Genomic DNA, 20,485 nt, shown 5'->3' with positions numbered 1-20,485 from the left:
AGTCGCCGACTGAAAGCTGAAATTCCGCTACCGGCCCGAGCCCGACGATCCGTGTCGCTTGGCGGCGGAGGCGTAAAAGTCACCTGCACAAAACTGCGCGGGCAGGCTTTGGCTTGCTGCGGTCGCGTTCACTTGAATGTTGCTGAGGGGTGCTTCGCGTCTAGCTGATGGCTGGCGAAGATTTAACCCAAGACCGCTTGCGGGCAGACTTTATGTCACTCCGGGCAAGGTTTGGTGTCAAGGGATAAAGTGTTGGATGCCCCGCGAGGATTCGAACCTCGATAGACGGAATCAGAATCCGTAGTCTTACCATTAGACGACGGGGCATCATCGTTGGAGAGGCGCCTCTAGGGGGTGGTGTGATTCGGGTCAAGGGGAAATTTGCATCGGGCTTGCTCCTTTGTCCGCGGGCGGTTAGCATCGCGGCAGGTGCCCACCGCCAGGGTGGGAAGATTTGAACGAGATTTGGTGAAAATGGCGGAGCATGATCCGCCGGCCGCGAAAGTCGATGTCCCGCGCCGCGCTTCCAAGCGGCGCAAGGGCCGGAAGGGGAAGTCTTCCAGGTCCGCGAACGGGGCAGCCGTGGGCAAGGGAGCGTCGCAGGCGACGTCCGTGCCCGTGGCAGGCGCAGTGCCGCGCGAACGAAACGAGAAGAGGGGCTCCGGTCCCGACAGTGGCGGGCGCGGTGCGTCCCGTCGGCGCTCCGGCGAAGGCCGGGCGTCCCAGGCACGCGATGGTTCTGGCGATGCGTCCCCGCCGCGCGAGTTGGCGCGTGGGCGCGCAGCCGTGCGCAAGGCATCTTCCGAGCGGCCAGGCGGCGGCGGGGTGTCCGATCGCAAGGTGCCGGACGCCAAGGCCTTGGCGAGCGGGAATGGACGCGAGGGCGCCTCACGTCAGTCCTTTGCCGCGATCGACCTTGGCACGAACAACTGCCGTCTGTTGATCGCGCGGCCGTCCGGACAGCACTTCACGGTGATCGACGCGTTCAGCCGCGTTGTCCGGCTGGGTGAGGGGCTGGCCCAGTCGGGGCGGCTTTCGGATGCGGCCATGGACCGCACTCTTGCCGCGCTCAAGATCTGTGCCGAGAAGCTCATGCGGCGCAATGTCCATCTGGCGCGCTCGGTGGCGACCGAAGCCTGCCGTCGGGCCGAGAACGGGCCCGAGTTCATCGAGCGCGTGCGCCAGGAAACGGGGATCGCGCTCGACATCATCAGCGCGCGCGAGGAGGCACGTCTGGCCGTTCTGGGCTGCCATGTGCTGCTTGAGGAAGGCATGGGGCCTGCGATGATCTTCGATATCGGCGGTGGATCGACCGAGCTGGTGCTGATCGAGAGTACCGGGACGGTGCCGCGCATCCTCGACTGGCAAAGCGTGCCCTGGGGCGTGGTCTCGCTCACCGAAAGCGTGGGGCCCGAAGGGACCTGCGAGGCCGAGCGCCTGGCGCGCTACCGCCACATGCACAGCCTTGTGAGCGAGAGTTTCGCCGATTTCGCGCAGCGTATCTCGGGCGCGCGGGGCAGCGCCGGGCGCAACGGTCCACTGCGGCTACTGGGCACGAGCGGTACGGTCACGACACTGGCCAGCCTGCACCTGGAACTGCCGCAATACGATAGGCGCATGGTTGACGGCCTGATCGTGCCGGCGCGGTCGATGCGCGATATCAGCACGCGCCTCTCGACCATGGCGATCGAGGATCGGCGCGAGCTCAACTGCATCGGCAAGGAGCGCGCGGACCTGGTCGTGGCGGGATGTGCTATCCTCGAATCGATTCTCGACCTATGGCCCGCCGAGCGCCTGGGTGTTGCGGATCGTGGCATCCGCGAGGGAATCCTGCGCAGCCTTATCTCGTCGCAGACAACTCGGCCGTCCACAGGGGCGCCAACACATACGGAAAGGGACGCGATGACGCGTGCAGGGGCAGGGCGATGAGCCGTTCGGGACGCGATCCGGGCGAACGTCTCAAGACCGCCAAGAAGCGGACCACTTCGTCCGCGCGCTGGCTTACCCGCCAGCTCAACGATCCTTATGTCAAGAAGGCCAAGGCCGACGGCTATCGCAGCCGGGCGGCCTACAAGCTGATCGAACTCGACGAGAAGTTCGACCTGCTCAAGGGCACGACCCGCGCGGTTGACCTGGGCATTGCGCCGGGTGGCTGGAGCCAGGTGCTGCGTCTCAAGTGCCCCAAGGCTGCGGTGGTGGGCATCGATCTGCTGCCGACCGATCCGATCGAGGGCGTGACGATCTTCCAGATGGACTTCATGGCCGACGAAGCGCCCGCTGCGCTGGAGGAGGCGCTCGACGGCGCACCCGATCTGGTCCTCTCGGACATGGCGGCGAACACCGTGGGGCACAAGCAGACCGACCATCTGCGCACGATGGGCCTGGTGGAAACCGCGGCGGACTTCGCGATCCAGACGCTGGCACCGGGCGGCGCGTTCGTCGCCAAGGTCCTGGCGGGCGGCACCGATGCGCAGCTCCTTGGGCTGCTCAAGAAGCATTTTACCAGCGTCAAGCACGCCAAGCCGCCGGCGAGCCGTAAGGACTCCTCGGAGTGGTACGTGATTGCCAAGGGGTTCAAGGGGTAGAGCCCCTCGCTGGGGATCCAAAAGTTCAAGACTAGGATGATTTCCGAGGGCCATCGCCCTCGGGCTCCCATAACTGTCTATCTCACCTCTGCCAGCTGCGGTAGGCGGGTATGAGGTCAAGGGGTGATGACCCCTTGTCTTGATCCTTACTTCCCCAGTTCTTCGGCCCGTTCTTCTATGCAGACGAAAACGGTCCGCGAACGACTCGGCGGCGTTCGCGGACCGTTTTCCACCAATGCGCCGAAGCGCACCGGATATCGTCATGCCCTAAACTTACCCGGCGGCGGCGTCTTCGGCAGCGGCGGGTTCCTCGGCAGCCTCTTCGGCGGCAGCTTCGCCCTCGGCAGCAGCGTCCGCCTCGGCGGCTTCATCCTCGGTCGGTTCTTCGGCCGCGGGCGCTTCGGGAAGCGGCAGGTTCGAGCCCTGGGTGTTGAGCCAGGCGATCAGGTTGGCACGTTCCTCGGGCTTGGCGAGACCGGCGAAAGTCATCTTGGTGCCCGGCGCGAAGGCCTTGGGGCTGGTCAGCCATTCGTTGAGCTTGTCGAATGTCCATTCGCCGCCGACGCCCTTGAGCGCGTCGGAGAAGGCAAATCCGCCCGCGCCCGTGCCGACGCCTTCACCCACAACGCCGTGCAGGTTGGGACCAATGCCGTTGGCGCCGCCCGATTCGATGGTGTGGCAGGACTTGCACTTGGCGAAGGACGCTTCGCCCTTGGCAAGATCGGCGCTGGCCAGCAGCGTCGCGAACGGCACTTCGCCCGAATCTTCCGACTCGGCCTCGACGCCTTCGATGGCGTAGCCCATGGTTTCCGGACGGTGGTGCTTGTCGGCACCGAAATACATCGAACTGACGATAGTCAGGCCCAGGCCAAGTGCGCCTGCCCCAAGCACCCAGCCCGCGATGGTATTGAAACGATTATCCATTCACAAAGCCCCTCGCAATGCCCCCACCTTTAAACGTATTTTCGCTCTTTATGGCATTGGGCTCTAGTGTTCCGGGGCTTTGAGCGCAAGACCGATTGCGCATTTGACGAAGTTACAGATTGTTCGGTCCGGTTGCATGACAGGCCTCGCGGGCATGCCGGTTTGCGTTGCGCATGGCGGGAAAGCGCCGTAAACGCGCGCGCACCATGAGTTCCTATCCCAAACCCGCCCTCGCACAGGTTTCCTCCATGTCGGATGCGGCTGTTGCCGCGCCGGACCGCGCCGTCGCGTTTCAGGGCGCGCCGGGGTGCAATTCGCACCGCGCCGCGCTTGAGTACGACGCGCAGTGCCTGCCGCTGCCCTGCTTCTCGTTCGAGGATGCGCTCGATGCTGTGCGCGACGGGCGGGCCGAGCGGGCGATCATTCCCATCGAGAATTCGCAGCACGGGCGCGTGGCCGACATCCACTTCCTGCTGCCCGAAAGCGGACTTTCCATCGTGGGCGAGCACTTCACCCCGATCAACCACGCGCTGATGGCGCTGGGGCAGGGGCCGTTCACGGCAGCCTACAGCCACCCGCAGGCGCTCGGCCAGTCGCGCCGCTACCTGCGCGAGAAGGGCATCGTGCCGATGGCCTATGCCGATACCGCAGGCGCGGCGGCCTATGTGCGCGAAATGGGCGATCCCACGCTGGCCGCGATCGCGCCCAAGCTGGCGGCCGAGCTCTACGACCTGCAGATCGTGGAGGACAATGTCGAAGACGCGGACGACAACACCACGCGCTTCGTGGTGCTGGCGCGCGAGCCGCTCGATCCCTTCACGTTGCAGGGCCAGAAGACGATGACGACCTTCATCTTCGAGGTGAACAACGTGCCGGCCGCTCTCTACAAGGCGCTCGGGGGCTTTGCGACCAACGGGGTCAATATGACCAAGCTGGAGAGCTACCAGACCGGCGCGAGCTTCGCGGCTTCGAAGTTCTACGTCGATATCGAAGGCGCGCCGGGCGAGGAGCGGGTGGACCGGGCGATGCAGGAACTGGCGTTCCACTGCAAGTACGTGCGCCCGCTGGGCACCTACCGGCTTGCTCGTCCGCGGGGGTAAGGCCCCCGGTCGGCCTAGCCGGACGGCGATTTTTGTCGGCTTTTGAAGTGCTTTTGCCGGGAATGGCGCGAGGGCTTCTTGCGCCGCCGGAACCCTCATGCCAACTAGACACCGGTGAGCGTCGGAGCGGATCATATCGCGGCAGGGTCCGCAGCGGCACAGGCCCGCGCCGACTGGGAGGCCGTGCGCGCCTCGGGCGAGATCCAGTTCGCGCCCGTGCCCCATCCCGAAGTGCCCATTCCCGAAACGCCCGCCTGGCTGCAGGTCCTGGGGCGGATCCTCGAGGCGATCTTTGCGCCTATCGGACGGCTGCTGGGCATGTCCTGGGGGATCTTCCAGTGGGTCCTGCTGGCGCTTGCGGCGCTCCTGCTGCTCTACGTGCTGTGGCGGATCGGATCGGTCTGGTGGGAGAACCGCCGCGTGCGCAGCGTTGGGGAGGAGCCGGAAGCTTGGGTGCCCGTGCGGGCCGAGGCCGAGGCGCTCCTGTCCGATGCCGACCGGCTGGCGGCACAGGGGCGCTACGGCGAGGCCACGCATCTGCTCCTGCGCCGCAGTGTACGTCAGATTTCCGATCAGCGGCCTGACTGGCTGGGGCCGGCTTCCACCGCGCGCGAGATTGCAGGGCTACAGGTCCTGCCCGAGGCCGGACGCCGCGCCTTCACGGTCATTGCCGAACGGGTCGAGCGCAGTCTCTTCGCGCTGCGCGACCTGGACGCGGGCGACTGGCAGGCCGCGCGCGAGGCCTATGCCGACTTTGCCCGGCTGCACTTTCGCGAAGGGACGCCAGCGGCATGAGCTCCCATGCGATCCCTGTCGCAGGGCCTGCGAGCGCACAGCCCAATCCCTTCTCGCGCCGTGCGGTGCTGGGCATCGTGCTGGCGGGCGGCGCGCTGTTCGTCCTCCTCTTGTGGATGATCGGCACGGGGACGGGCTTTGGTTCGGGCAATGACGGAGGCGGCCATGCCCAGGGACGCGGGCTCAACGGCTATGCCGCCATGGCGCAGTACCTGGAGGCGCGCGGCTACGATGTCGACATGGGCCATGGCCCGGACGATCTCAATTCCGATGGATTGCTCATCCTGACCCCGCCCGCCGATGCCGACGGACAGGAGATCGACCGCATCGTCTCGGCGCACCGCTACAAGGGCGCAACGCTGGTGGTCGCGCCCAAGTGGGTGGCGACGCCGGTGACGGACAAGCAGCGTAGCGAGGAAAAGGCCGAGCGCGGCTGGGTGAACCTGGTTTCCGCCCGCCCGCCCGAATGGCGCGGGTTCCTCGACGATGTCGCGGTGGGACTGGGGCGCGGTGCCGAGGAGAAGGCCGCCGCAGGCACGGATGATCCCGCGCGCTGGAAGGGGCTGGGCGTGGCCGGGCGCCTGCCGCAGGACCATCTCCTGGCCTGGGGTGAGGGCGAGCGGCTCATTCCCTTGGTGACCAATGGCAAGGGGCAGATCCTTGCCGCGCTTCTCGATGATGGCGGCAGCTATCCCGACCTGGAAGAGGTCGCGCAGCGCCCGCGCCGCAGCGAGGTCGACGATGAGGACCGCTACCCGCTCGTGCTCGTCTTCGAGCCCGATCTTCTCGACAATTTCGGCATGGCCCGCCCGCAGAGCGCCGCGCTGATCGAGGACCTGTTCGAGCGGCTCGAGATCTACGAGGACGGGCCCATCGTCTTCGACCTGACGCTCAACGGCTTCGGGCAGACCAAGAACCTGCTGACGCTGGCCGTGACACCGCCCTTTGCAGGCGTGAGCCTGTGCCTGCTGCTGGCCGCACTGCTGGTCGGCTGGCGCGGTTTCGTGCGCTTTGGCCCGCCTGCCATGCCCGAGAGGGCCCTCGCGTTCGGCAAGCAGGCCCTCGTTGCCAACGCGGCCGGGCTGGTGCGCCGTTCGCGCCGCTATCACCTGCTGCGCGAACCGTACGCGGCGCGCGCCCGTGCGCGCCTGATGGCGGCTCTGGCTCTGCCGCGCGCCCTTGATGCCGAGGCGGCAGAGGCCGCCATCGACCGTGCTCTGGCCACCCGGGCTCCGGAGCGTGAACCCTTTTCGGCGGTCGCCGCGCGCCTGCGCGCCGCGCACCGTCCCCACGACATCCTCAAGGCCGCGCGTGATCTCCACGCGCTCGAAAGGACACTGACGCAATGAACGACCAGGCCCCGCTTTCCGAGACCCCGCCCGCTGCGGCGCCGGCCACAGACGGCCTGCCGCTGGCCGAGGTGGCCCGGCTGGCCGACGCGATCCGTCATGAGATCGGCAAGGCCGTGGTCGGCCAGGCCGAGACCATCGACCACCTGCTGATCGCGCTCATGGCCCGGGGCCATGTCCTTCTCGAAGGCCCCCCGGGCACGGCCAAGACCTTCCTGGCGCAGTGCTTTGCCGCGACGCTTGGCCTTGATTTTGGGCGCATCCAGTTCACCCCCGACCTCATGCCGGGCGATATCCTGGGCTCCAACCTCTTCAACTTCCAGACCAGCCAGTTCACGCTGACGCGCGGTCCGATCTTCTGCGATCTGCTGCTCGCCGACGAAATCAACCGCACCCCGCCTAAGACGCAGGCCGCGCTTCTCGAAGCCATGCAGGAGCGCCGCGTGACCCTGGATGGCGAACGCCATGCCCTGCCTGCGCACTTCATGGTGGTGGCGACGCAGAACCCGATCGAGAGCCAGGGCGTCTACCCGCTGCCCGAAGCCCAATTGGACCGCTTCCTGTTCAAGCAGCTGGTCGATTACCCCTCGCTGGAAGAGGAACTGGGGATCGTGGCGCGCTTTGGTGCGAACAAGGGCGCGGCCTCCCCGGCGGACCTCGGCATTGCGGCGGTCACCACGCCTGCGCAGCTCGACGCGGTGGCCGAGGCCGTACGCGGCGTGACGCTGGCCGACGAAGTGGCCGACTACATCGTGCGCCTGGTGCGCGCGACGCGCGAGAGTGCGGACCTGGCCAGTGGGGCCAGCCCGCGTGCCGCGGTCCTGCTGGCAGGCGCCGCACGGGCGCGCGCCGCGCTGGATGGCCGCGCGTACGTCCTGCCCGATGACGTGAAGGCGCTGGCCGCGTCCGTCCTGCGTCACCGCCTGCTGCTCAGCCCTGCCGCCGAGATCGAGGGCAAGCAGGTCGAGGCGCTGGTCGAAGACCTCGTCGCGCAGACCGAGGCGCCGCGCTGAGACCATGAGCGCTCCGGCCGATCTTCCGACCGAGCACGGCTCCGCGGCCGCGGCCGGGCAGGTGCATCGCCCCGAGGGGCGCACCCTGCCGGTGGTGCCGACCGGGCGTGCGGTTCTGGCCCTGGCGCTGGTCGCACCGATTGCCCTGGTGATCGGGGCGGCGGCTCCGCAGGCCTGGTTGATCGCGCCTGTGGCCGCGCTGGCCGTGCTCGCGCTGGTCCTCATCGACGCGCAGCTGGCCGGGCGGCTGGGGCCACTCGCGCTGCGCTTTGCCGAGGACTGCGAGGTGGGCGGAGAGTTCGTCCTGCACGCCGATGCCGCGATGCTGGGAGGCCGCGCGCGTGCGATGCTCCTGGTGGTTGAGAGCGATCCGCGCCTCGTGCCGGAAGGCCGCTGCGAGATCGCGCTGACGCCGGACGGGGCAGACTGGCGGGGAGGGCGTGTTCTTGCGCCCACGCGCCGGGGGACCGCACGTCTGGGCGGGGTCTGGCTGCGCTGGACGGGGCCGCTCGGACTGGGCGCCCGGCAGTTCACCGGCGCGCTGGAGCGCGAGGTGCGCATCTGGCCCAATGTCGCGGCGGTGCGCTCGCCCGCCTTGCAGACCTTTCTCAAGGACGCGCAGTTTGGCCTCATCGCACGCCGGATGCGGGGCGAGGGCACCCAGTTCGAGGCGCTGGCCGAATACCAGCCCGGCATGGACCGGCGCCGGATCGACTGGAAGGCTTCGGCCCGCCATTCGCATCTCTACGCCAAGGAGTTCGAGACCGAGCGCAACAACCAGATCGTCTTCGCCTTCGATTGCGGCCAGGCGATGAGCGGCCCGGTGCGCGGCATGCCCCGGCTTGACCGGGCGGTGTCTGCCGCGCTGGCGACCTCCTATGTCGCGCTCAAGGGCGGGGACAAGATCGCGCTCTTCGGCTTTGCCGCAAGGCCCGAGGTGCGCACGCCCTTCGTGACCGGGCAGGGCGCGTTCCTGCGCCTCCAGCGCGCCGCGGCGCAGCTTGAGTACCGCGCGCAGGAGCCCAACTTCACGCTCGCGCTCGCCACCTTGTCGGGCCAGCTCCAGCGCCGTTCGCTGATCGTGGTCTTCTCCGACTTCACCGATCTCACCAGTGCGCAGCTGATGATTGAAAGCGTGGGGCGTCTGCTTTCGCGCCATGTCGTGCTGTTTGTGACGCTGGTCGACGATGAGCTGGAGACGCTCTCGGCGAAGGAACCCGATTCGCTCCAGGACCTCTCCGAGGCGGTCGCCGCCGACCTCCTGCTGCGTGAGCGCGCGCTGGTTCTGAAGCGCCTTCAGCAAATGGGCGTCGACGTCATCGAGGCGCCGTACGATGCCATCGGGCCGCGCCTCATCGATGCCTATCTCGACATCAAGCGCGTAGGAGCGATCGGATGAGCGGTGCCGTTCAAGACAGTGGACAGGCGGCTTCGGCCCTTGGCGCCATCGAGAGCGCGGCGCTGCGTTCGGACCGCTTCCGCCTGGAGCGCGAGGCCGACTGGCAGCGCCTGGAAGCCATCGTGCGCAAGATGGAGAAGGGACGCCTGCGCAAGGTCTCGGACGAGGACCTGCTCGCCTTGCCCGGACTCTATCGTACGGCGGCCTCGGGGCTTTCGGTCGCGCGGGAGACCTCGCTCGATGCCGCGACGGTGGCCTATCTGGAAACCCTCGTTCAGCGCGCCTGGTTCGTGGTCTACGGGCCGCGGACCTCGCTGGCGGGCTGGCTGCGCAGCTTCTTTGCCGGGGGCTGGAGTGCGGCGGTGCGCGCGATTGGCGCCGATGTCGCGGCCTGCTTTGCGATCCTGGTTGCCGCGGTCGCGGCAGGCTGGCTTCTCGTCGCCAACGATCCTGAATGGTACTTCGCGCTTGTGGGGCGCGAGATGGCGGGGCCGCGCGTTCCGGGTGCGACACCCGAGATGCTGCGCGCGACCCTGTTCGACAACGCCGACCAGAACGGGCTCAGCGTCTTTGCTGCCCAGCTTTTCAGCAACAACGCGCAGGTCTCGATCCTGGCTTTCGCGCTGGGCTTCGCCTTCGGCATCCCGTCGGTGCTCCTGCTGGTGCAGAACCTGGCGCTCCTGGGCGCCATGCTCTGGCTCTACAGCGGGGCCGGGCTGACCCTCGACTTTGGAGGGTGGATCGCGGTGCACGGGACGACCGAGATCTTCGCGATCCTGCTCTCGGCCGCCGCAGGCCTGCATATCGGGCGCACGCTCGCCTTCCCGGGCTCCAGGCCGCTGCTGAGTGCGGCGGCGGCGGCCGGGCAGCGCGCGGCCGTGGTCATGGTGGGCGTGGTCCTGATGCTCGTCATCGCCGCGCTTCTGGAAGGCTTCGCGCGCCAGCTCGTCGACACGACCCTGGGGCGTTTCTCCATCGGGGGCTTCATGCTGGTCGTGTGGTGCGCCTACTTCTTCGCGTTCCCCGGCACCCGCCGCTGGCGTGAGGAACGCGCCGGGGAAGGGGGGCTGCGCTGATGGCCCGCAAGGAACGCAAGGCGCGCAAGGTCCGCAAGGATGCCCCCGGCCTTGGCCGCACGCTGCTGACGCCCGAGGGCATTTCGCTCTCCATCGCCATTGCCAGTCGCGGCGCGCGCTTCGGCGCGCTGCTGCTCGACCTCTTGTTCATTGGCCTTCTTATCACGGTGCTCTCGGTCGGCCTCCTGTTCATGGCGGGCGGCGCGGCGTCGATCGAGCACACGCTCTCCAGCGGGACGGCGAGTGGCTACGCGCTGCAATTCCTGCTGGTCGTGTGGCTCATTGTCCTGTTCCTGTTCCGCAACGCCTACTTCCTGTTCTTCGAACTGGGCCCGCGTGGAGCGACGCCGGGCAAGCGCATCAATGGCCTGCGCATCGCCGCGCGCGACGGCGGCCGGTTGACGCCCGAGATGGTGATCGCGCGCAACCTCCTGCGTGACATCGAGCTGTTCCTGCCCATCGTCTTCGTCGCTTCGGCGGGAGCCGAGAGCGGACTTGCCTGGCTTGCGGCGACGGCCTGGTTCCTCATCTTCATGCTCTTTCCGCTGTTCAACCGCGATGGCCTGCGTGCAGGCGATGTCATCGCGGGGAGCTGGGTCGTCCAGGCGCCCCGGCCCAAGCTGGCCAGGGCGCTGTCGGTGGAGGCTCCGGCTGCGGCGGCGAGCACCGCCGCGACGTCGGAGGGCCCGAAGTACCGCTTTGGCGAGGATGAACTGGCGGTCTACGGCGAATACGAGCTCCAGGCGCTTGAACGCGTGCTGCGCGACAAACGCGCCAAGGCGATCGAGCCTGTCTACCACACCATCTCCGACAAGATCGGCCGCAACGACGGCTGGGGCGATGAACGCGCCTTCCTGGAGGCCTATTACACCCAGCTGCGCGCGCGGCTCGAAGCGGGCCTGCGCATGGGCGTGCGCAAGGCCGACAAGAACACAGAGGAAGCCCGGTGACCCCCACCCGTTACACGATCCGCCGCGACGACCTGTCAGGCGAGGCCATCTTGGCGCTGCTCCAGTTCCACCTGGATGAAATGCACCAGTGGTCCCCGCCCGAAAGCGTCCATGCCATGCCCGCCGAGCGGCTGCGCCAGCCCGACGTCACGTTCTTCTCGGCCTGGGACGGAGAGGCCCTTGCGGGCTGCGGCGCGATCAAGCACCTGGACGCGGGTCATGGTGAACTGAAGTCGATGCGCGTCGCGCCCGCCTACCGCCGCCAGGGGGCGGGCCGTGCGCTGCTCCTGCATCTCCTGGAAGAGGCGAAGGCGCGCGGCTATACCCGCGTGAGCCTGGAAACCGGGCGCCCGGAGGCCTTCGTGCCCGCGCATAATCTCTACCTCTCGCACGGCTTCGTTGAATGCCCGCCCTTTGCCGACTATGTGGCGGACGATTTTTCGATGTGCATGACGCGGGAATTGTAATGGACCTTCGCGAAGCCGGCCCCACCGATGCGGTAGCCCTTGCCGAGCTGGGCGCGCGCTCCTTCACGGCGAAGTTCGGGCACCTCTATCGCCCCGAGGACTTGGCGAATTTCCTCGCCGAAGCGCATTCGGAAGAGAACGTCGCGGCCGAGATCGCCAATCCGGCCATGCCGATCATGCTCGCGCTCGAGGACGGGCGTCTGCTGGGCTATTGCAAGCTCAAGCTTGCCTGCGGCTGGCCCGAGCATGCGCGCGGGACGAAGGCGATCGAACTGAAGCAGCTCTACACCGACCCGCAGGCGACCGGGCGTGGCATCGGTGCCAAGCTGATGAACTGGGCGCTGGCCAAGGTGCGGGTCGAGGGCGCGGACGAGATCCAGCTCTCGGTCTACTCGGAGAACCCGGGCGCGCAGAAGTTCTACCAGCGCTACGGCTTCGAGAAGGTGGGCGACATCTTCTTCATGGTCGGCGAGAAGCGCGACGACGAGTTCCTCTACGCGCTCTCGCTCTGAGCGGCTTGGGAACGTCGCGCAGGGCTCAGAACAACTTCCACTTCCAGAACATCACCAGCTGGACGAGAAGGATCGCCGCGCACAGCGCCACGACCACCCAGAACGCGTCGGGGTCCTGCATGCCGGGCATGCCGCCCACGTTGATGCCCAGAAGGCCGGTCACGAAGCTGAGCGGCAGGAAGATGGCCGCGACAATGGTGAGCAGATAGCTGGTGCGATCCGCGCTCGCCGCCGCGCGGGCGCGCAGGTCGTCCTGCAGGACCACGGCGCTTTCCTTGCTGATGTCCAGATCGTCGAGATAGCGCCGCAGACGGTCGATGGTCTCGGCGATCTCGCGCCGGTCGTGCTTCTCGAACCATTCCGGCGCTTCGCGGCTGATCCGTTCGAGCGCTTCGTGCTGCGGGGCCATGTGGCGCTTGAGGCCGAGGCAATTGCGCCGGATCGTCGCGATCTTGTCGAGCATGGCTTCGGGATCCTCGTCGGGATCGGTCTCTTCCAGCTGGTCGATCACCTCGTTCATGTCGATGATCGAGCGGTTCATGCGCGCGATCATGTGCTCGACCAGCAGCGTGATGACCGCGCCCGCATCGAGCGCACCGGTGCCCTTGTCGAGCTCAGCCATCACCGCGCGCGGGGTCTGGAGAGGGCGGCGGCGCAAGGTGACAAGACGGCGCCCGTCGCACCACATCTGCAGCGAGACCATGTCCTCGGGCTCGGCGCCGGGGTTGAAGTTGATGCCGCGCAGCGTCGCGACCAGCGCGTTGCCTTCGCGAAAGGCACGCGGGCGGGTGTCTTCGCTGGTGAGAAGTTCGACCGTGGGTTCGGGCAGGCCCAGTCCTTCCCCCAGCCATTCCGCCACGCCATGGGCATTGCGGCACAAGTGCACCCAGAGCATTTCCCCGGGCTTGCCGGGGCGCCATTCCTGCGCGTCCTCCCACGAAACCGCCCGCGCTCCGCCGTGCCCGTCGAGCACGCGTCCGAACAGGAGGGGCGTGCCGGTCTCGGTGTCGTCGGTCGGGTCGTAGAGGCTGGTTTCGATCATGGAGACCTGAATGCCCGAAACGGGCGAAGGTTCAAGCGAGGTTTCTGGCAAACGGGCTTCAAACCACGGCTGCATGTCCCTATAAGGGCGCCATGTCTTCGATCCGTCCCTGGCGCACTATTGAGCGCCGCAAGAGCCGCCAGATCATGGTGGGCAGTGTTCCCGTTGGTGGTGATGCCCCGATCACGGTGCAGACCATGACCAACACCCTCACGTCCGATGCCAAGGCGACGATCGACCAGATCCGCCGCTGCGAGGAGGCGGGGGCGGATCTTATCCGGGTGTCCTGTCCCGACGTGGAGAGCACCGCGGCCTTCAAGGAGATCGCCCGCGCGGCGACGGTGCCGCTGATCGCGGACATCCACTTCCACTACAAGCGCGCGCTCGAAGCGGCCGATGCGGGCGCGGCGTGCCTGCGCATCAATCCGGGCAACATCGGCTCGGACGAGCGTGTGGCCGAAGTCGTGCGTGCGGCCAAGGCCAATGGCTGTGCGATCCGTATTGGAGTCAACGCAGGTAGCCTGGAAAAGGATCTCCTGGAAAAGTACGGCGAGCCGTGCCCCGAGGCGCTGGTGGAATCCGCGCTCGATCACATCAAACTTCTGCAGGACCACGACTTCCACGACTACAAGGTGGCGGTAAAGGCGTCGGACGTGTTCCTCGCGGTCGCGGCCTACCAGGGCCTGGCTGAAGCCACCGACTGCCCGCTGCACCTGGGCATCACCGAGGCGGGCGGTCTCATCGGCGGGACGGTCAAGTCCTCGATCGGCATGGGCAACCTGCTCTGGGCCGGGATCGGCGACACCTTGCGCGTCTCGCTGTCGGCCGAGCCGGAAGAGGAAGTGCGCGTGGGCTTCGAGATGCTCAAGGCCCTCGGGCTTCGTACGCGCGGCGTGCGCGTCGTCTCGTGCCCTTCGTGCGCACGCCAGGGCTTCGACGTCATCCGCACGGTCGAGGCGCTGGAAGAGCGTCTGCAGCACATCAAGACGCCGCTCTCGCTCTCCGTGCTTGGCTGCGTGGTCAACGGCCCCGGCGAAGCGCGTGAGACCGACATCGGCCTCACTGGCGGGGGCAACGGCAAGCACATGGTCTACCTGTCCGGCCTCACCGACCACACGGTGGAGGACGCGGACATGCTCGACCACATCGTCAAGCTGGTCGAAGCCAAGGCGGCCGAGATCGAGGCGGCGGACGAAGCGGCCAAGGTTCCGGCGGAACCCGCCGAGTGAGCGGCCTCGGGTCGGAACTGCGCGGTTTCGGCCTGAGCCTTCGTGATGCGCTGCGGGTCTTTCGGCTCGCACCGCTTGCCCTCCTTCTGGTGATGGTGCCCGAGTTCGTCCAGCACGTGGCCGAGATCGGGCTGGGCATGTTCGCCAGCGACGAGGCCTTCCGCACGCTGGCGCAGGACCCCACCCGCTGGGCCTATGGGACGGCCAAGCTGGTCGGCCTGCCGCTGGCCGTGCTCTTTACCGCGCGCGTCTGGGCGAACCGGGCCCTGGGGCGTCCGGGTTGGAGCCTGGCCGGTGTCGCCTGGCGACCGCTGGCTCTGGGGCTCATCGTATTGGTTGTGTGCTCGCTCCCGGGGAGTATGGGGCTTGGTTTCGCTCCCGCGGCACGTCTCGTCCTTGGGTTCGGCCTGACCTTGCTCAGCCTGCCGGGCGTGGTGCTGATGATCGCGGGTATTCTGGGAGACCGCGCCTTCGGGCTGCGCGACGCCTATGTCCGGGGCTGGAGCAAGGCGCTGCGCATTGCGCTCTACATCGCGCCGCCCTGGCTTTTCCTACAACTCCTGCACGAGGCCAACCACACCGCCGCACTCGGTCAGCCTGACGCCCTTGTCTGGGGCCTCATGGCCTTCGACACGCTTGTCGTAGGGCTCATGGCGGCCGTTGCCGGAACGGGCGCGCATCACGGCTTCATCGGCCCGCGCGGCATTAACCCGGAAGAAGTGTCCGCCAGCTAGATTGCCGCCATGCGTGCTGCACCGATCGTTCTTCTCCTCCTGACCGCCGCCGTTGTCGGCTGGATGGCCCCGGGCCTCTCGACCTCGACTTCCACGAATGATGTCACAGCATCCCAAGCCGCCGCAGAGGCGGCCGCTGGCGAGGCCCGGCGGGAGGCCTGGCTTGCAGGTGGCAGCGTTCTCGAACGCGCGGGCGACGGGCACTTCTATCTCGACGCACGGGTGGACGGGCAGAGCGTTCACTTCCTCGTCGATACGGGCGCCAGCATCGTGGCTCTAACGGCTGAGGACGCCCATGCTGCCGGGCTCGACTGGAACGAGGACGACGTGCGCCCGATCGGGCGGGGCGCCAGTGGCACGGTCTACGGCGTACCTGTGAAGCTCGCGCGTATCGAGGTTGATGGCCTGAGCGCGGAAGGTGTGGAGGCGGCGATCCTGCCCGAAGGGCTCGACGTATCGCTGCTTGGTCAGTCGTTTCTGGCCAAGCTGCCCGGTGTCGCCATCGAGGGGGACCGGATGCTGCTGGGCGTCGCGGATTAGGACGATAGATTCAAGGGGCCATCGCCCCTTGACCCCAAAACGGGCTGCCTCACCTCGTTCAGCCCAGGTAGCGCGTGAAGGTGGGCTTGATGGTTCGGGGAGCCCGAGGGCGATGGCCCTCGGAAATTCCCGTCTTCCCGTTCAGCGCGTGAAGAGCTCGACGAAGTCGGCCAGCCCCGCGAACAGGGTCAGGATCGCCATGGCCAGGACCGAGGCGGTGGCGGCGGCGAAGACCTTGGAATCGGAAAGCGGCATGAGGCGGTCCATGGTTGCGTGACTGGGATCTCTTCTACCCTGGGAGGCCGGGGCAGGCCATGACGCCGGACCTGAAGAATCGGCGCTTGGTCGAACGGATGACTCCCAAAGCAAAAGGCCCCGCCGGATCGCTCCGGCGGGGCCTTTTTCGAGCCTGTCAGGCGGGAGAGGGGGAGGCTCAGGCCTCGGTGTCGCCCTCGTCGCCCTTGATCAGGTAATCGCCCGCATCGGCATCGGTGCCGTGGGTTTCGCCTTCGACGGCGGCCAGCGGATCGTTGCCGAGGTCATCGGCAGGATCGCGCTGCAGCTCGGCGGCGTGTTCCTGCGCCGCGCTGTCGGCCGCGACAAGCGCTTCCTGCATGCGACGGTAGGAGGCGCGCAGGGCCGCATCGCGGCTGGAAGCGGCCACGCGGACGCGGTTCATGCCTGCACCGGTACCGGCGGGGATGAGACGGCCGACGATGACGTTTTCCTTGAGGCCGATCAGCGAGTCCTTCTTGCCTTCCACGGCCGCCTGCGTGAGCACGCGGGTGGTTTCCTGGAAGGACGCGGCCGAGATGAACGAACGGGTCTGCAGCGAGGCCTTGGTGATGCCCAGCAGCACCGGCTTGCCTTCGGCGGGCTGCTGGCCCGGCTTCAGCTTGCCGTTGATCTCGTTCATTTCCTCGTAGTCGACCTGCTCGCCCGGAAGCAGCGTGGTGTCGCCGCTCGCGGTGATCTCGACCTTCTGCAGCATCTGGCGAACGATCACCTCGATGTGCTTGTCGTTGATCTTCACGCCCTGCAAGCGATAGACTTCCTGGATTTCCGCGACGAGGTACTCGGCGAGAGCTTCCACGCCCAGAACTTCCAGGATGTCGTGCGGGTCGGGCGAACCCGAGATCAGGTTGTCGCCCTTCTTGACGAAGTCGCCTTCCTGCACGTCGATCACGCGGCTCTTCGGGATCAGGTACTCGACCGGTTCACCCTCCTCGGGGATGATCGCGATCTTGCGCTTGGCCTTGTAGTCACGCACGAACTCGATGCGGCCCGAGACCTTGGCGATGATCGAGTTGTCCTTCGGCTTGCGGGCCTCGAACAGCTCGGCAACGCGCGGCAGACCACCGGTGATGTCGCGGGTCTTGGCGGCTTCACGGCTGGCACGGGCGATGATGTCGCCCGCTTCGACCATCTGGCCGTCCTCGACCGAGAGGGTGGCACCCGGCGCCAGCATGTAGCGCGCGGATTCGCCCGAGTTGTCGTCGAGAAGGGTGATGCGCGGACGCAGGTCTTCCTTCTTCTTCGAACGGCTCGTCGAACGGTCCTCGGTGACGACACGGCTGGTCATGCCGGTGGCATCGTCGACCTGCTCGGTCAGCGTACGGCTGTCGATCAGGTCCTGGTACTTGATGATACCGCCGGTTTCCGTGATGATCGGGAGCGTGAACGGGTCCCACTCGGCCAGACGTTCGCCTTCAGCCACCGTGGCGCCGTCTTCGTGGAGAAGAACGGTACCGTAGGGGACGCGGTGCATGGCGCGCTCGCGGCCCTCGGTGTCCATCACCACGACTTCACCGTTGCGGGCAAGCGAAAGCTTGCGGCCGCGCTTGTCGGTGATGGTCGGGATGTCACGGTAGTGGACGGTGCCCTCGCAGATCGATTCCAGGTGGCTGGTTTCATTCAGCTGGGCCGCACCACCAATGTGGAAGGTACGCATGGTGAGCTGCGTGCCCGGTTCACCGATCGACTGTGCGGCGATGACGCCAACGGCCTCGCCGATGTTGACCGGAGTACCGCGGGCAAGGTCACGACCGTAGCAGGTCGCGCACACGCCCTGTTCGGCTTCGCAGATCAGCGGCGAGCGGATGCGCGCCGACTGGGTGCCGGTGCCCTCGATCGCAGCCACCGCGGCTTCGTCGAGGAGCTGGCCCTTGGCGGCAACCAGCGTGCCGTCCTTGGCGTGGATGTCCTCGGCCAGGGTACGGCCCAGGATACGCTCGGCAAGCGAGGCAATGACCGAACCGCCCTGGACGATCGCGCGCATTTCGAGCGCACGCTCGGTGCCGCAGTCGTCGATGATGACGACGCAGTCCTGCGAGACGTCCACGAGACGACGGGTCAGGTAGCCCGAGTTCGCGGTCTTCAGAGCCGTGTCGGCCAGGCCCTTACGGGCGCCGTGGGTCGAGTTGAAGTATTCAAGAACGGTCAGACCTTCCTTGAAGTTCGAGATGATCGGCGTTTCGATGATCTCGCCCGACGGCTTGGCCATGAGGCCGCGCATACCGCCCAGCTGCTTCATCTGGGCCGGGCTACCACGTGCACCCGAGTGGCTCATCATGTAGATCGAGTTGATCTGTGCCTGGCGGCCCGTTTCCGGGTCGATCGGCATGGCCTTGAGCTCGTCCATCATGGCGTTAGCGACCTGGTCGCCGCAACGGCTCCAGGCGTCGATCACCTTGTTGTACTTCTCCTGCTGGGTGATGAGGCCGTCCTGGTACTGCTGCTCGTAGTCGGCAACCAGTTCCTTGGTCTCGGCGACCAGCGGATCCTTCTGGGCGGGGATAATCATGTCATCCATGCCGAAGGAGATGCCGGCCTGGCAGGCGTTCTTGAAGCCCAGCGACATGATCGCGTCGGCGAAGAGGACCGTGTCCTTCTGGCCGGTGTGACGGTAGACCTGGTCGATGACCTCGCCGATGTCCTTCTTGGTCAGCAGCTTGTTGACCACGTCGAAGGGCACGGTGTGGCTCTTGGGGAGGCACTCGCCGATGAGCATGCGGCCCGGCGTCGTCTCGAAGCGCTTCATGTACTGCGCGCCGTTCTCGTCGGTCTGCGGCACGCGGGCCTCGATCTTCGAGTGGAGCGTCACCGCACCGATCTGGAGCGCCTGGTGGACTTCGGCCATGTCGGCAAACTTCATGCCTTCGCCGGGTTCACCCTCACGGTCCATCGAGAGGTAGTACAGGCCCAGCACCATGTCCTGCGAAGGCACGATGATCGGCTTGCCGTTGGCGGGCGAGAGGATGTTGTTGGTCGACATCATCAGCACGCGCGCTTCGAGCTGGGCTTCCAGCGAAAGCGGCACGTGGACGGCCATCTGGTCACCGTCGAAGTCGGCGTTGAAGGCCGAGCAGACGAGCGGGTGCAGCTGGATTGCCTTGCCTTCGATGAGGACGGGCTCGAACGCCTGGATGCCCAGACGGTGAAGCGTGGGCGCGCGGTTGAGCATCACGGGATGCTCGCGGATCACCTCGTCGAGGATGTCCCAGACTTCCTTGCGCTCCTTCTCGACCCACTTCTTGGCCTGCTTGAGGGTCATCGAGAGACCCTTGGCGTCGAGGCGGGCGTAGATGAACGGCTTGAACAGCTCGAGCGCCATCTTCTTGGGCAGGCCGCACTGGTGCAGCTTGAGCTCGGGGCCGGTCACGATGACCGAACGGCCCGAGTAGTCGACGCGCTTGCCCAGAAGGTTCTGACGGAAGCGGCCCTGCTTGCCCTTGAGCATGTCGGACAGCGACTTGAGCGGACGCTTGTTGGCGCCCGTGATGACGCGGCCGCGGCGGCCGTTGTCGAACAGCGCGTCGACCGATTCCTGCAGCATGCGCTTTTCGTTGCGCACGATGATGTCGGGCGCGCGCAGCTCGATCAGGCGCTTGAGGCGGTTGTTGCGGTTGATGACGCGGCGGTACAGGTCGTTGAGGTCCGAGGTCGCGAAGCGGCCACCGTCGAGCGGCACCAGCGGGCGCAGCTCGGGCGGAATGACCGGAACGACTTCGAGGATCATCCACTCGGGACGGTTGCCCGAATCGATGAACGATTCGACGACCTTGAGGCGCTTGATGATCTTCTTGGGCTTGAGTTCCGACTTGGTCGTCTCAAGCTCCTGGAGAAGGTCCGCGCGCTCCTGTTCGAGATCGAGCTCCATGAGCATGATCTTGACCGCTTCGGCGCCGATGCCGGCCGAGAAGGCGTCTTCGCCATACTCGTCCTGCGCGTCGAGCATCTCGTCTTCGGTGAGCAGCTGGAACTTCTCGAGCGGGGTCAGGCCCGGCTCGATGACGATGTAGCTCTCGAAGTAGAGGACGCGCTCAAGCTGCTTGAGCTGCATGTCGAGGAGCAGGCCGATGCGCGAGGGCAGCGACTTCAGGAACCAGATGTGGGCGACGGGAGCGGCGAGCTCGATGTGGCCCATGCGCTCGCGGCGCACCTTGGTGACGGTAACCTCGACGCCGCACTTTTCGCAGACGACGCCCTTGTACTTCATGCGCTTGTACTTGCCGCACAGGCACTCGTAGTCCTTCACGGGGCCGAAGATGCGCGCGCAGAACAGGCCGTCACGCTCGGGCTTGAACGTGCGGTAGTTGATGGTTTCCGGCTTCTTGATCTCGCCGAAGGACCAGGAGCGGATGCGCTCGGGGGAAGCCAGGCCGATCTGGATCTGATCGAAGGTCTCGGGCTTCGCCATCTGGTTCGTGAACTTGGTCAGGTCGTTCATAGTTCAGTCCCTCTGGGGGTAAATTCGTAAGGCGGGCGGGG

At 66.7% G+C, this 20,485-nt stretch carries 17 protein-coding genes and 1 tRNA gene; 14 read left to right on the top strand and 4 right to left on the bottom strand.

Features of this window, described 5'->3' with window-relative positions; translation table 11 throughout:
• Positions 1-253 precede the first annotated feature (253 nt).
• A tRNA-Gln gene (locus tag MBENS4_RS05445) sits at positions 254-327 on the bottom strand.
• Between the two features lie 147 nt (positions 328-474).
• Between MBENS4_RS05445 and MBENS4_RS05440 the strand changes: the two genes are divergently transcribed.
• Positions 475-1,929, top strand: a complete 1,455-nt coding sequence (locus MBENS4_RS05440) for a Ppx/GppA phosphatase family protein (RefSeq protein ID WP_084591961.1) — start codon at positions 475-477, stop codon at positions 1,927-1,929.
• Positions 1,926-2,585: an RlmE family RNA methyltransferase gene (locus MBENS4_RS05435; protein ID WP_039389288.1), complete on the top strand. Its 660-nt coding sequence runs from the start codon at positions 1,926-1,928 to the stop codon at positions 2,583-2,585. The genes MBENS4_RS05440 and MBENS4_RS05435 overlap by 4 nt, the downstream gene beginning before the upstream one ends.
• A gap of 273 nt (positions 2,586-2,858) precedes the next feature.
• On the opposite strand, the gene MBENS4_RS05430 is transcribed toward MBENS4_RS05435, so the two are convergent.
• Positions 2,859-3,509 (bottom strand): c-type cytochrome, encoded by a 651-nt coding sequence (locus MBENS4_RS05430; protein WP_039389285.1) that lies wholly within the window; start codon positions 3,507-3,509, stop codon positions 2,859-2,861.
• 206 nt (positions 3,510-3,715) lie between these two features.
• Here MBENS4_RS05430 and MBENS4_RS05425 point away from each other — a divergent pair, with 206 nt between their 5' ends.
• From MBENS4_RS05425 to MBENS4_RS05385, 9 genes are all read left to right on the top strand, one after another.
• Entirely contained in the window at positions 3,716-4,609 is an 894-nt protein-coding gene (locus tag MBENS4_RS05425; RefSeq protein ID WP_039391795.1) for a prephenate dehydratase, read from the top strand.
• Between the two features lie 114 nt (positions 4,610-4,723).
• A complete protein-coding gene (locus MBENS4_RS05420) occupies positions 4,724-5,404 on the top strand; it encodes a hypothetical protein (protein ID WP_039389283.1) in 681 nt (226 codons plus the stop codon).
• Complete coding sequence (locus MBENS4_RS05415; protein ID WP_039389281.1) at positions 5,401-6,753, top strand: DUF4350 domain-containing protein; 1,353 nt, start codon at positions 5,401-5,403, stop codon at positions 6,751-6,753. Before MBENS4_RS05420 ends, MBENS4_RS05415 begins: the two co-directional genes overlap by 4 nt.
• Entirely contained in the window at positions 6,750-7,766 is a 1,017-nt protein-coding gene (locus tag MBENS4_RS05410; RefSeq protein WP_084591960.1) for an AAA family ATPase, read from the top strand. The genes MBENS4_RS05415 and MBENS4_RS05410 overlap by 4 nt, the downstream gene beginning before the upstream one ends.
• A gap of 4 nt (positions 7,767-7,770) precedes the next feature.
• Positions 7,771-9,165: a DUF58 domain-containing protein gene (locus MBENS4_RS05405; RefSeq protein WP_084591959.1), complete on the top strand. Its 1,395-nt coding sequence runs from the start codon at positions 7,771-7,773 to the stop codon at positions 9,163-9,165.
• Positions 9,162-10,241: a stage II sporulation protein M gene (locus MBENS4_RS05400; RefSeq protein WP_039389279.1), complete on the top strand. Its 1,080-nt coding sequence runs from the start codon at positions 9,162-9,164 to the stop codon at positions 10,239-10,241. The genes MBENS4_RS05405 and MBENS4_RS05400 overlap by 4 nt, the downstream gene beginning before the upstream one ends.
• Positions 10,241-11,191 (top strand): RDD family protein, encoded by a 951-nt coding sequence (locus tag MBENS4_RS05395; protein WP_039389277.1) that lies wholly within the window; start codon positions 10,241-10,243, stop codon positions 11,189-11,191. Before MBENS4_RS05400 ends, MBENS4_RS05395 begins: the two co-directional genes overlap by 1 nt.
• Positions 11,188-11,658, top strand: a complete 471-nt coding sequence (locus tag MBENS4_RS05390) for a GNAT family N-acetyltransferase (protein ID WP_039389275.1) — start codon at positions 11,188-11,190, stop codon at positions 11,656-11,658. Before MBENS4_RS05395 ends, MBENS4_RS05390 begins: the two co-directional genes overlap by 4 nt.
• On the top strand, positions 11,658-12,170 hold the full coding sequence (locus MBENS4_RS05385) for a GNAT family N-acetyltransferase (protein ID WP_039389273.1): 513 nt from the start codon (positions 11,658-11,660) through the stop codon (positions 12,168-12,170). The genes MBENS4_RS05390 and MBENS4_RS05385 overlap by 1 nt, the downstream gene beginning before the upstream one ends.
• Before the next feature lie 25 nt (positions 12,171-12,195).
• Here MBENS4_RS05385 and MBENS4_RS05380 read toward each other — a convergent pair whose 3' ends face one another.
• The gene (locus tag MBENS4_RS05380) at positions 12,196-13,212 is read right to left on the bottom strand and encodes a zinc transporter ZntB (protein WP_039391790.1); all 1,017 of its coding nucleotides are present in this window, start codon (positions 13,210-13,212) and stop codon (positions 12,196-12,198) included.
• 92 nt (positions 13,213-13,304) lie between these two features.
• Between MBENS4_RS05380 and ispG the strand changes: the two genes are divergently transcribed.
• Genes ispG through MBENS4_RS05365 form a run of 3 tightly spaced genes read left to right on the top strand, consistent with a single transcriptional unit; the run spans position 13,305 to position 15,715 of the window.
• On the top strand, positions 13,305-14,441 hold the full coding sequence (ispG, locus tag MBENS4_RS05375) for a flavodoxin-dependent (E)-4-hydroxy-3-methylbut-2-enyl-diphosphate synthase (RefSeq protein ID WP_039389271.1): 1,137 nt from the start codon (positions 13,305-13,307) through the stop codon (positions 14,439-14,441).
• On the top strand, positions 14,438-15,175 hold the full coding sequence (locus tag MBENS4_RS05370) for a hypothetical protein (RefSeq protein WP_039389269.1): 738 nt from the start codon (positions 14,438-14,440) through the stop codon (positions 15,173-15,175). The genes ispG and MBENS4_RS05370 overlap by 4 nt, the downstream gene beginning before the upstream one ends.
• A gap of 9 nt (positions 15,176-15,184) precedes the next feature.
• Positions 15,185-15,715 (top strand): retropepsin-like aspartic protease family protein, encoded by a 531-nt coding sequence (locus tag MBENS4_RS05365; protein WP_039389267.1) that lies wholly within the window; start codon positions 15,185-15,187, stop codon positions 15,713-15,715.
• Positions 15,716-16,148: 433 nt separating this feature from the next.
• Here the strand turns inward: MBENS4_RS05365 and rpoC are convergent, their stop codons facing one another.
• The gene (gene rpoC, locus MBENS4_RS05360; RefSeq protein ID WP_039389266.1) at positions 16,149-20,444 is read right to left on the bottom strand and encodes a DNA-directed RNA polymerase subunit beta'; all 4,296 of its coding nucleotides are present in this window, start codon (positions 20,442-20,444) and stop codon (positions 16,149-16,151) included.
• Between the last annotated feature and the right edge of the window lie 41 nt (positions 20,445-20,485).

It is taken from the genome of Novosphingobium sp. MBES04, assembly GCF_000813185.1.
In the GTDB taxonomy this organism is placed as follows: domain Bacteria; phylum Pseudomonadota; class Alphaproteobacteria; order Sphingomonadales; family Sphingomonadaceae; genus Novosphingobium; species Novosphingobium decolorationis.
Note: the sequence above shows the minus strand (reverse complement) of the source record. Positions and strands in the feature narration are given on the sequence as shown.